At 63.4% G+C, this 12,027-nt stretch carries 8 protein-coding genes and 1 pseudogene; 6 read left to right on the top strand and 3 right to left on the bottom strand.

Annotation, left to right across the window (positions count from 1 at the left end; translation table 11 throughout):
* The first annotated feature begins 154 nt into the window (after window positions 1-154).
* From QYH69_RS28405 to purU, 4 genes are all read left to right on the top strand, one after another.
* The gene (locus QYH69_RS28405; RefSeq protein WP_075155721.1) at window positions 155-721 is read left to right on the top strand and encodes an adenine phosphoribosyltransferase; all 567 of its coding nucleotides are present in this window, start codon (window positions 155-157) and stop codon (window positions 719-721) included.
* 123 nt (window positions 722-844) lie between these two features.
* Window positions 845-1,459 (top strand): LysE family translocator, encoded by a 615-nt coding sequence (locus tag QYH69_RS28400; protein ID WP_308835041.1) that lies wholly within the window; start codon window positions 845-847, stop codon window positions 1,457-1,459.
* 82 nt (window positions 1,460-1,541) lie between these two features.
* The gene (locus QYH69_RS28395) at window positions 1,542-2,420 is read left to right on the top strand and encodes a DUF4743 domain-containing protein (RefSeq protein ID WP_308835040.1); all 879 of its coding nucleotides are present in this window, start codon (window positions 1,542-1,544) and stop codon (window positions 2,418-2,420) included.
* A 106-nt stretch (window positions 2,421-2,526) separates the two neighbouring features.
* Entirely contained in the window at window positions 2,527-3,408 is an 882-nt protein-coding gene (gene purU, locus QYH69_RS28390) for a formyltetrahydrofolate deformylase (protein WP_308835039.1), read from the top strand.
* A 34-nt stretch (window positions 3,409-3,442) separates the two neighbouring features.
* Here purU and QYH69_RS28385 read toward each other — a convergent pair whose 3' ends face one another.
* A complete protein-coding gene (locus QYH69_RS28385) occupies window positions 3,443-4,726 on the bottom strand; it encodes a PepSY-associated TM helix domain-containing protein (protein WP_308835038.1) in 1,284 nt (427 codons plus the stop codon).
* A gap of 503 nt (window positions 4,727-5,229) precedes the next feature.
* Between QYH69_RS28385 and QYH69_RS28380 the strand changes: the two genes are divergently transcribed.
* Window positions 5,230-7,326 (top strand): TonB-dependent receptor, encoded by a 2,097-nt coding sequence (locus QYH69_RS28380; RefSeq protein ID WP_308835037.1) that lies wholly within the window; start codon window positions 5,230-5,232, stop codon window positions 7,324-7,326.
* A 113-nt stretch (window positions 7,327-7,439) separates the two neighbouring features.
* Here the strand turns inward: QYH69_RS28380 and QYH69_RS28375 are convergent, their stop codons facing one another.
* Both QYH69_RS28375 and uvrA read right to left on the bottom strand, forming a co-directional pair.
* The gene (locus tag QYH69_RS28375) at window positions 7,440-8,525 is read right to left on the bottom strand and encodes an AI-2E family transporter (protein ID WP_308835036.1); all 1,086 of its coding nucleotides are present in this window, start codon (window positions 8,523-8,525) and stop codon (window positions 7,440-7,442) included.
* A 41-nt stretch (window positions 8,526-8,566) separates the two neighbouring features.
* On the bottom strand, window positions 8,567-11,521 hold the full coding sequence (uvrA, locus tag QYH69_RS28370) for an excinuclease ABC subunit UvrA (protein ID WP_308835035.1): 2,955 nt from the start codon (window positions 11,519-11,521) through the stop codon (window positions 8,567-8,569).
* A gap of 287 nt (window positions 11,522-11,808) precedes the next feature.
* Between uvrA and QYH69_RS28365 the strand changes: the two are divergent.
* A pseudogene (locus tag QYH69_RS28365) lies at window positions 11,809-11,955 on the top strand (MFS transporter); the annotation flags it as partial.
* Between the last annotated feature and the right edge of the window lie 72 nt (window positions 11,956-12,027).

The following is a 12,027-nucleotide window of genomic DNA, read 5'->3' as shown; positions in this document are numbered from 1 at the left end:
GGTGTTGCGAGGGGCGCCGCGATCCCGAACGGCAACAAAAGGCAACAAGGGACAACAAGCGGCAACAAGCGGCAACAAGGGGCACATGGCGAACATGCGGGAAACTTTCTTCCCGAGTTTGATCCGGATCGTTAAAGATCCCTTTGGAGACATCATGTCCATCGCACCTGCGAACGTGCCGCTCAACGCGGCCGAATTCGTCAAAAGCCAGATCCGCACGGTGCCCGACTGGCCGCAGCCCGGCGTGCAGTTTCGCGACATCACGCCGCTTCTGCAGCATCCGAAAACGCTGCGCGTGCTGATCGATCTGTTCGTGCAGCGCTATATCGATGCGAGCCTCGATTACGTCGCGGGGCTCGACGCACGCGGTTTCATCATCGGGCCGATTCTCGCGTACGAGCTGAACCTCGGCTTCATTCCGATCCGCAAGAGCGGCAAGCTGCCGTACAAGCGCGTGTCGGAATCGTACGAGCTCGAATACGGCGCGGCCACCGTCGAGATTCACGAAGACGCATGCAAACCCGGCGACCGCGTCGTGATCGTCGACGATCTGATCGCGACCGGCGGCACGATGCTCGCCGGCAAGAAGCTGCTCGAGCGTCTCGGCGCCGTGGTGGTCGAGGGCGCGGCGATTATCGATCTGCCCGACCTCGGCGGGTCGGCGCTGCTGCGCTCCGCGGGTCTGCCGCTTTATACGGTGACGGACTTCGGTGGTCATTGAGGTGGTCACTGAGGCGGCAACTGAGGCGGCAACTGAGGCAGCGACCGCGCCGAAAACCTGCAGCCGCCGCAGTTGCCGTGCATTACCCGTCGCACCAGGTCATCCCCTAAAAAGGTTCGCGCGATGCCCAATTTTTTGCTCTTTCTCGCCACGTCGCTTGCGATCACGTTCGCGCCCGGCCCGGACAATTTGCAGGTGCTCGCGCGTGGCATTTCGCAGGGCCGCGCCGCGGGCTTCGTCGCGGCGCTCGGTTTTGCCGCCGGCATCACGATTCACACGACACTTGCCGCGCTCGGCGTGGCGGCCGTGTTGCGATCGTCGCCGGTCGCATTCCAGGCGATCAAGCTCGCGGGCGCCGCGTATCTGATCTGGATCGGCATCAAGGCGCTGCGCAGCAAAGGTCTCGCGACCGCGCACGAGCGTCCCCCGCAGCCGCTTTTATCGATCTTCCGGCAAAGCGTGATCGGCAACGTGCTGAATCCGAAGGTCACGCTGTTCTTCATCGTGTTCCTGCCGCAGTTCGTCAACCCGCATGGCGTGCAAAACGTGACCGTGCAGATGCTCGAACTCGGCGCGTTGTTCATGCTGCAGACAGTCGCCGTGTTTTCGCTGTTCGGCGTGTGCGCGGGGATGATCGGCAACTGGCTGAAGCGCCGTCCGCGCGCGGGCGTGTGGCTCGATCGCATTGCCGGTGCGACGTTTATCGCGATCGGTTTGCGCGTCGCGCTGCGCGATTGATGCGCGGGCGCGCCGTGTCGCGTCGCCTCGAGTTGCCTCGCATGCAGGACCAACCGATGAAAACGAATTTGCCGGAGCTTCAATGACTTTGCCTTCAATCGCGGCCGCGCGCCGCTTCGACGCGCACGCGCACGCTTCGTTCTGGATCGACGGGCAGCAGGTTGGCTGGTTGCGCGCGGCCGACGTGCCGCTGCTTGCGCGCTGGCCCGATGTGTTCGAGATCGACGCGCAGCGCGTCGTGCTGAGCGCGCGTTTTTCGACGCTCGACAGCCGCAGCGCGGCGCTCGGCGCCGTGATCGGCGCGCTGGCCGCGGACGGCCGCATTCCGGGCTGGCGCGACGAGACCTATGCGATCCGCAACGCGTTCGATGCGCCGCCGCTCGCGTATATCGAACGCGCCGCATCGCGCTTCTTCGGCACCATGACGTACGCGGTGCATCTGAACGGCGTCGTAGAATACGCGCAAGGTGCGCCGCGGCTCTGGATCGCTCGCCGCAGCGAGACCAAGGCCACCGACCCGGGCATGTTGGACAACGTCGTGGCGGGCGGGATCGGTTGGGGCTTCAGCATCGGAACGACGATTATCAAGGAGTGCTGGGAAGAGGCGGGCATTCCGGAAGACATCGCGATTCGCGCGACGCCGGGACGTACGGCGCATGTGTTGCAGTCGTTGCCCGAAGGCACACAGGCCGAGCAGATCTTCATCTACGACCTCGCCCTGCCCGAAGACTTCGCGCCGCGCAATCAGGATGGCGAAGTAGGCGAGCATCGGCTCGCCCGCATCGAAGAAGTGGCGCGCTGGATCGAGGAAGGGTCGATGACGGTCGATGCAAGCCTCGCGACGCTCGATTGCATGCTGCGCCGCCAATGGATCGACGAAGAGGTGTGCGCGGGCATCGAGGCGCTGTTCGAGCCGCCCGCGCTTGCATCCGCGACGGCGTCCGCACGGGCGGCCAGGTAGCGGCCCAAACACGCGGGCAAACGCGCGGGCCAAACGCGCGGCCCAAACACGCGGGCCACACTAGCAAAACGAACCACAGGTTTAGCAGAAGGGAGTCACCAGGGTCATGTCGACCGATCACAGCTTTATCCTCAAACTGTCGTGCGCCGATCGGCCCGGCATCGTGCATGCGGTCTCGGGCTTTCTGTTCGAGCGCGGCAGCAATATTCTCGACTCCGCGCAATTCGGCGACAGCCACACTGGCGAGTTCTTCATGCGCGTGCACTTCCAGCAAGTCGGCGGCGACCCGGGTCTCGACGCGCTGCGCACGGCATTTTCGGCGCTCGCCGAACAGTTCGGCATGCGTTGGGAATTGCACGACGCGACAGTGAAGCCGCGTGTGGTGATCATGGTGTCGAAGATCGGGCATTGCCTGAACGACCTGCTGTTCCGCTATCGCACCGGGCAACTGGGCATCGAGATACCGGCGATCATTTCGAACCACAAGGATTTTTATCAGCTCGCCGCGAGCTACGACATTCCGTTTCATCACTTCCCGCTCGCTGCGGCGAAGGGTGATGGAAAGGCCGATGCGAAGGCTGCGCAGGAGGCGCGCGTGCTCGAAGTGATCGACGAACATCAGGCCGATCTCGTCGTGCTCGCGCGCTATATGCAGATTCTGTCGCCGCAACTATGCGATCGTCTGGCCGGGCGCGCGATCAATATTCACCATTCGTTTTTACCGAGCTTCAAGGGCGCGAAGCCGTATTACCAGGCGTTCGACCGGGGCGTGAAGCTGATCGGCGCGACGGCGCACTATGTGACGACCGATCTCGACGAAGGCCCGATCATCGAGCAGGAAGTCGAGCGTGTCGACCACAGCATGGCGCCCGAGCAACTGACGGCGATCGGCCGCGACGTCGAATGCGTGACGCTTGCACGCGCGGTGAAGTGGCACGTCGAACACCGGATCGTGCTGAACGGCAGCAAGACCGTGGTGTTTCGCTAGGCGGCAGGGGGCGCGTCGCCTGTCGCCGCGTTGCCTATTGCGGTGACGCGATCTGCTCTCCTCGTTCCGGGCGCTTTGCACGCCGGGCCTGCGGTGCATCGATGTCGGCCGGCGTCGCGTCGCGCACGGATTGCCCATGGCGCGTCTGGCGCCGCCGCGCTTCGAGCTTCTTCAACCAGATCATCAAACCGGTCGCGCTCAGTACGGCCACTGCCACGCCCAACGCGCTGACCGCAATCCGTCCGCCCAGTCCCGCAATCCGTCCCGAGTGCAGCGGGAATTGCGCCTGCATGAAGATGTCGCCGGCCGAACCCTTGCCGGGAATCGTCGCGCCCGTCGGCTGGCCGGTCTCCGCGTTCAGATAGATCCACGCATTACCGAGCGGGCCGTCGCCGTGATCCTTGCCGGCGGCGAAGTAGCCGACGCCATAGGTGTGCAGCGTAGGCGCATAGAAGATTGCGCCCGGCGGCGCGGCGATGTGCTTTTCAGCGGCGATCTTGCCGGCCGCCTCGAGCACCTGTTCACGCGTCAAATCGGGCCTGCCCGGCTGCGGCGTGCCCGCAAGCGCCGGATCGGAGAACGGCGTCGGTGCGAGCGGCGACAGCAACGACACGATTGGCCGCACGACCTCGTTGCTGAGGTTCATCGACACCGACGTGACCGCCATCATCAGCAGCAGTCCCCAGATCCAGACGCCGCCGGAGCGGTGCAAATCGAAGGTCAACGGATAGCCGCCGCGCGCGACACGAAACGCAAACGACTTGCGCCACGCCTTCGCGCTCGGAAACGACAGCACGAGCGCAATCACGCTGTCGAAGATCCACACGATGCCGACGATGCCCATCAGCCATGTGCCGATGTCGATGCCGCCCGCGAACGGCAGATGCAGCGTGTAGTGCAGCTTGTACAAAAACGGAATCAGATTGAGCCGCGCGAGCGAGACCGCGCCCCATTCGCGGCGGCCCTGAATGTCGCCGGTCGCGGGGTCGACGGCGATCTGGTTGAAGTCGAGCTTGTACGGCTGCTGCGTCTTCGGATCGGTGCGCGGCCAGACCATCGCCTGCAACGTATGGCCTGGTTCGACCGCGAGCGGCAGATAGGTGACGCGAAGACGCGGGTCGGCCGCCTCGATGCGGCGCGCGAGTTCGAGCGACGACAACGCGGGACCGTCGGTGCGCGCGTGAAAGAACGATGGGTTCAGCAAGCCGTCGAGCTCGTGATCCCAGGCGATCACGGCGCCGGTCGACCCGGCGACGAACAGGAATAGCGCGATCGCGATACCGAACCATCGATGCAAACGGACGAGTGCAGGCCTCATGCGCGAACCGGAACGCGCAGAGAAAGCGGCGCGTGCTGCAGGCGCGGCGCGGCAAAAACGCTCAGCGCGGCGCGCGGAACGGCGCTCCCGATTGAATCCAGATCCATAGGTCTGCGTCCGTTTTTTAAATAAGAATTGTTCGCATCTTAAGGATTGTCGAGGCAGGCTGCAAGGGGGAGGGTTTGGTGCTGCGCGCCGGTGGTGAAAGCACGTCGAAATCGAATTGGCGATTCGGCCTGTCGCTTCGCTTTGCCGTGCCGGCCTTTCCGGCATATGCGACGAAATGCCGCACTTCATTAGCTTACAAATATCAGACGACATTTGGCATCATCGCGTCTCTTGTAAATAAGAATTGTTCGCAATTAATCTCGAGCGACGCGATGAGGGTTCAGACAACAATGCACGACGCCGCACGACACGCGCGGTCACACCGGTCAGGCAACCGGTTCCGCGCGCGGTTCTCCAGAAAGCCGATTCACCTGACGGTTTTGATGACGGCGGCGATGGCCACCGTTGCCGCGCCGGCGTTCGCGCAGCAGCAGGCGACGAGCGGCGCCACGCAGCCCGACACCGCAGAGAAAGCGCTGCCCGCAGTGCGCATCACCGCATCGCAGGACATGCCGCTGCATCTGAACGAAGACGTGAGCAGCGGCGCGCTCGGCACCCGCTCGCAACTCGATACGCCGTTCTCGACCACGATCGTCACCGACGAGCAGCTACAGGACATGCAGCCGGCCAGCCTCGGCGACGTGTTCATGCGCGACGCGTCGGTATCGGACAACAGCAATCCGTACAACGCATGGGCGAGTTACGTGACGGTGCGCGGCATGCAGCTCGACTGGCAGAACGCGTTCAAGATCGACGGCCTGCCGTTCAACGCCTATGGCGTCACGATGCCGTACGAGCAGCTCGAGAGCGTTCAGTTGCTCAAAGGTTTGTCGGGCTTCATGTACGGCTTCGGCGCACCAGGCGGCATCGTCAACTACGTGACGAAGAAGCCGCCGCGTTCGGCGGCGTTTCTCGGCAGCGTCGACGTCGGATATCGGACCGACGGCGTTTGGAGCGAGCACGTCGACCTCGGTGGCCGCGTCGGCCCGAACGCGATGTTTGGCTACCGGATCAACGCGACGCACGAGGAAGGGCAGACCTTCAACGACGGAACCATCCGACGCGAAGCGGTATCGCTCGCATTCGATGCGCGGCTTACGCGCGACCTGACGGCGACGTTTGGCCTGCTCTGGCAGCAGCGCCGCGCGACCGGCATCACGAGTGCGATCTACACGGCGCAGTATCCGGGGCTCAACCTGCCGCCGCCGGTCAGCGGCGGTAGCGACAACCTCTCGGGCCCGGACCAGCATCTGAACACCAACCTGCAGTGGTACACGGCCGGCCTGCGCTACAACCTGACGCCCGACTGGACCGCGAGCTTCACCTACGGCTTCAGCAAGAGCTACCGCGATCGCAACGAAGGCACTTTCTTCCTGCAGAACTATCTCGGCGACTACGACGACTTCCGTTTCGCAGGCAAGGAAGGGCACCGGCTGACGTCGTGGCAGGCGATGATCGAAGGGAACGTGAAGACAGGGCCATTCGGCCATCAACTGGTGTTCGGCGCCGCATACCAGAAGCAGGTCAACGACTACGAGGTGACGAGCTTCTACGACCAGATCGGCACCGGCAACCTGTATCAGCCGAATACGAACGTGTTCTATAGCCCGGAGGGCCTCACGACCTATCCGAGCGCCGACATCACGCAAAAGGCGCTGTTCGCGAGCGATACGATCGAGTTGACCGACCGCTGGTCGGTGCTCGGCGGCGTCCGATACACGAATTACGAGCAGAACGGCTACGCGCTTGGCGGCGCCACGACCTCGACGTACGGAAAGAACGGCGTCGTGACGCCGACCGTTGCGCTGATGTTCAAGCTCGCACGTACGACGACGCTTTATACGAGCTACGTTCAGTCGCTCGAGCCCGGTTCGATCGTCGGGCCCACGTACGCGAACGGCGGCACGTTGCTGCCGCCGATCCGCAGCAAGCAGTACGAGCTCGGCGTGAAGAGCGAACACGAACGTTGGAGCGCGACCGCCGCATTGTTCCGCATCGAGCGCGGCGCCGAATATCCGAACGGTGCCAACGTCTTCGTGCAGGACGGCGAGCAGATCTTTCAGGGCGTCGAAGCGGGCGCCGACGTGCGGCTCGGCAAGAGCTGGACCGTCGGCGGCGACCTGATGTGGATCGACACGAAGTACGAGCGCGGCGCGGCGAACGTCGGCAATCGCGTCGCGGGCGCGCCGAAGTTCGTCGGCGCCGGCTACGTCAGCTATGCGGTGCCGGGCGTGCCGGGGCTGCGTCTCGGCGTCGACGCGAAGTACACGGGCAACACGGAAGTGCGTCCGGCGGGCGGTCTGGAAACAGGCGGCTATCTGCTGGTCAATGCGGGCGCGAGCTACACGACGCGCCTCGCCGGGCACGATGTGACGCTGCGCGCGGCCGTCGACAATCTGTTTAACCGGCGCTACTGGATGTTCCAGTACGCGGACTATGTCGGACCGGGCGATCCGCGCACGTTGGCGCTCAACGCGCGCTTCGACTTCTAACCGGCCTGAGCCGAGGACGGGCGGGGACTGGCGAACTGGCGGCTTGCGTGGCCGCCTGCCGGCGAGCACGCAGGCGGCGCGAAGGTGGCGCGAAAGTGGCAACTGCGCCTGTGCTAAACCAGCCGCAAGTAGATCAGCTCGCGCTTGATATAAGCGTAGAAGACCGGCGCTGCGATTACGCCGGGAATGCCGAAGCCCGCTTCCATCACGAGCATCGCGATCAGCAGCTCCCACGCGCGCGCCTCGATCTGCCCGCCGACGATGCGCGCATTGAGGAAGTACTCGAGCTTGTGTATCACGATCAGAAATACGAGCGACGTGACCGCCGCCGGAAAACTGACCGATAGCGCGACTGCGACGATCAGCGTGTTCGAGATCAGATTGCCGATCACCGGCAGCAGCCCGACGATGAACGTGATGATCACAAGCGTTTTCGCGAGCGGCAGCGGCGCGTGAAAGAGCGGCAGCAACAGCAGCAGGAAAATACCGGTGAATACGGTATTGATGCTCGAGATCTTCACCTGCGCGAACACGATGCGCCGGAACGCATCGGAAAAGCGCGACAGGCGCTGGATAAACGCCGTGGAAAGCGGCAGCCGCTGCACGTGCTTTTGCGCGCCGACCGCGATGATCGCGCCGATGATCATGCCGATCAGCACATGCGTAAAGCCGCGCGCGACCATCTTGCCGCTTTGCTGCAGCAAGCCGGCGTGCGTGTGCATCATCGACGCGGCCTTTTCCTTCATCTGATCGGCATCGACCGGCAGGTTATCCGCGATGAACTGCGGTACGCGGCTGCGCGCGTCGTTCATCAGCTGCATGGCCTGATCGAGCAGCTTCTGCACGCTCGGCACGTCGTGCTCGAAATGCTCGATGATGCCGATCGTAAAGCCGGTCAGCACGCCGACAATGATGACGGACAGCCACACCACCGAGATCCACCGCGCCCACTGGCTCGACATATGCCGTTCGATGCGAGGCGCGATCGTGTGCACGAGCTGGAACACCAGCATGCCGGCGAGCAGCGCGCCGAGCAGCTTCAGTTCGAGCACCGCCCACATCGCGAGCAGCGCGACGAGATAGCTGCCGATTTCCACCGCCGACAGCTTCGGCAGACTCATATCGCTCGTCAGCCTGACCGGGCGAGGGCGCAGATCCTGTACCGGCTTTTCGTCGGTCGCCTCGTTACGCTTGGCCATGGCGTTGTCCAGTCTCCAACCTCGGGTTATGCGCGCTTGGGTTATGCGCTTTGCTTTGCGGCTCGCACCGATCGGTTTGCCGCGTTGCGTGCTGCCTTGCAGCTCGGACTGGCTGATTCCGCTTGCGCCGGCTGCGCACCGCGCTCGAGCAGCGGCGCGAGATAACGGCCGGTAAAACTTGCCTTCGACTGCGCAACCTGCTCGGGCGTCCCCTGCGCGATGATCTGCCCGCCGCCCGCGCCGCCTTCCGGACCGAGATCGACGACCCAGTCGGCGGTTTTGATCACGTCGAGATTATGCTCGATGATCACGACCGTATTCCCCTGATCGCGAAGCCGGTGAATGACTTCGAGCAAGAGCGCGATGTCATGGAAGTGTAGCCCGGTCGTGGGCTCGTCGAGAATGTATAGCGTGCGACCCGTGTCGCGCTTGCTCAGTTCCAGCGACAGTTTCACGCGTTGCGCCTCGCCGCCGGACAGCGTGGTGGCCGACTGGCCGAGCCGAATATAACCGAGGCCGACGTCGAGCAGCGTTTTCAGCTTGCGCGCGACGACGGGCACCGCCTTGAAGAACTCGTGCGCGTGTTCGACGGTCATGTCGAGCACTTCGCTGATGTTCTTGCCCTTGTACTGTACTTCCAGCGTTTCGCGGTTGTAGCGCTTGCCGTGGCACACGTCGCACGGCACGTAGACGTCGGGCAGAAAGTGCATTTCCACCTTGATCACGCCGTCGCCCTGACACGCTTCGCAGCGGCCGCCCTTTACGTTGAACGAAAAGCGGCCCGGGTCGTAGCCGCGCTCTTTCGCGGCCGGCACGCCCGCGAACAGCTCGCGGATCGGCGTGAACACGCCCGTATAGGTAGCCGGGTTCGAGCGCGGCGTGCGGCCGATCGGCGATTGGTCGACGTTGATCACCTTGTCGAAATGCTCGAGGCCTTCGATCGCCTCGAACGGCGCCGGCTCGGTTGCCGAGCCGTAAAGATGGTGCGCGACCGCCTGGTAAAGCGTGTCGTTGATCAGCGTCGACTTGCCGGAGCCCGAGACGCCCGTCACGCACGTGAGCAGGCCGACCGGCAGGTCGAGCGTCACGCGCTTCAGATTGTTGCCGTACGCCTCGATGATGCGCAGATGCCGCTCGTCGGGCTGCTTGCGATCTTCAGGATATTCGATGCGGCGCGTGCCGTTCAGATACTGGCCCGTCAGCGATGCCGGATCGGCCTGCACTTCGTCGGGCGTGCCTTCGGAGATGATCATGCCGCCGTGCTCGCCGGCGCCCGGCCCCATGTCGACGATATAGTCGGCCATCCGGATCATGTCCTCGTCGTGCTCGACGACGACGACCGAATTGCCGAGGTCGCGCAAGTGCTTCAGCGTCGAGATGAGCCGGTCGTTGTCGCGCTGATGCAGGCCGATCGACGGTTCGTCGAGCACGTACATGACGCCGGTCAGGCCCGAGCCGATTTGCGACGCGAGCCGGATGCGCTGCGCTTCGCCGCCCGACAGCGTTTCGGCGCTGCGTTCGAGCGACAGGTAATCGAGCCCGACGTTATTGAGGAACATCAGCCGTGCGACGATTTCCTTGATCACCTTGTCGGCAATGTCGCGCTTGGCGCCTTCGAGGCGCAGCGTCTGGAAATAACCGAGCGTGTCGCGCAGCGGCCACCCGCTGATTTCGAAGATGCCGCGCGCGTGCTCGTCCGCGCCGATTCGCACGAAACGCGCTTCGCGGCGCAGGCGCGTGCCCTCGCACGCGGGGCATGCCTGGTTGTTCTGATATTTCGCGAGTTCTTCGCGCACGGCGACCGAATCGGTTTCGCGGTAACGGCGCTCGAGATTCGGAATGATCCCTTCGAATACATGCTCGCGCACCGACGTGCGGCCCCGCTCGTTGATGTACGAGAACGGAATGGTTTGCTTGCCCGATCCGTACAGCAGCACCTTGCGGATTTTTTCGGGCAGATCTTCGAATGGCGTGTCGATGTCGAATTCGTAGAACGCCGCGAGGCTTTGCAGCATCTGGAAATAAAACTGGTTGCGCCGATCCCAGCCCTTGACCGCGCCCGCCGCCAGCGACAGCGACGGATGCGCGACCACGCGTTTCGGATCGAAGAACGTGATCTGCCCGAGCCCGTCGCACTCGGGGCACGCGCCCATCGGATTGTTGAACGAAAAGAGGCGCGGCTCGAGCTCCTGCAGCGAGTACGAGCAGATCGGGCACGCGAACTTCGAGCTGAACAGATGCTCGGTGTCGGTGTCCATTTCGAGCGCGATCGCGCGGCCGTCGGCCAGGCGCAGCGCCGTTTCGAACGATTCGGCGAGACGCTGCTTCATATCCGGCCGCACTTTCAGACGGTCGACGACGACGTCGATCGAGTGCTTGTCGTTCTTTTTCAGCGCGGGCAGCGAATCGACCTCGTAGATTTTCGCGACGCCTTCATTCGCGGTACCGCCGCCAGAGCGCACGCGAAAACGAATGAAGCCTTGCGCCTGCATCTCTTCGAACAGCTCCGCGTGCTCGCCCTTGCGGTTTGCGACAACGGGCGCGAGGATCATCAGCTTCGTGTCTTCCGGCAGCGCGAGCGCCGCGTCGACCATTTGCGACACGCTTTGCGCTTCGAGCGGAATGTTGTGATCCGGACAGTAAGGCGTGCCGACGCGCGCGAACAGCAGGCGCAGATAGTCGTGAATTTCGGTGACCGTGCCGACGGTCGAGCGCGGATTGTGCGACGTCGCTTTCTGCTCGATCGAAATGGCCGGCGACAGCCCCTCGATCAGATCGACGTCGGGCTTTTCCATCAGTTGTAGAAACTGCCGCGCATAGGCCGACAGACTTTCCACGTACCGCCGTTGCCCTTCCGCATATAGCGTGTCGAACGCAAGCGACGACTTGCCCGACCCCGACAGCCCGGTAATCACGATCAACTTGTGACGCGGCAAGTCGAGATTGACGTTTTTCAGGTTGTGGGTGCGAGCCCCACGGATACGGATTTGTTCCATGAATCCTGCGGGAAGAAGGGAAACTAAACCTGCTACTATAACGACTTTTCCAGACCGCCGTTATGGCGACCTGATCGTGCCCGAAAGCCTGTGCAAGCTCGGTGAAACGGCTGTGCAGCGGGCTGTGCGGCGGGCCGTGAATCGGACTCTGCAGCGGACGGTGTGGCAAGATGCGGCGCATCGCAAATGTGCATCACCGCAAGTGCAGCAAAAAGCGGGCGCGGTGCGTCACCCAACGCGAGCCGGGCCGAGCCCGCATCCGCACGTTCATCAGAAAATCTCCATCGATGTCCAATCCGTCTGCCGCTTCCACTCGCATGAGCGCATCTGAGATGCGCGCGACCGTGGCGCTTGCGTCGATTTTCGCGCTCCGCATGCTCGGTCTCTTCATGATCATGCCGGTGTTCTCGATCTACGCCAGGACGATCCCGGGCAAGTCGGATCGTAGCCATGTCGTTCTGTGAGCCAAGGAGTTGGTAGAATGTTTTGTCTTCCTAAGACCGCTT

This window comes from Paraburkholderia sp. SARCC-3016 (assembly GCF_031119615.1).
Taxonomy (GTDB): domain Bacteria; phylum Pseudomonadota; class Gammaproteobacteria; order Burkholderiales; family Burkholderiaceae; genus Paraburkholderia.
The sequence above is the reverse complement of the archived record's forward strand: the minus strand, read 5'-3'. Positions and strand labels throughout refer to the sequence as shown.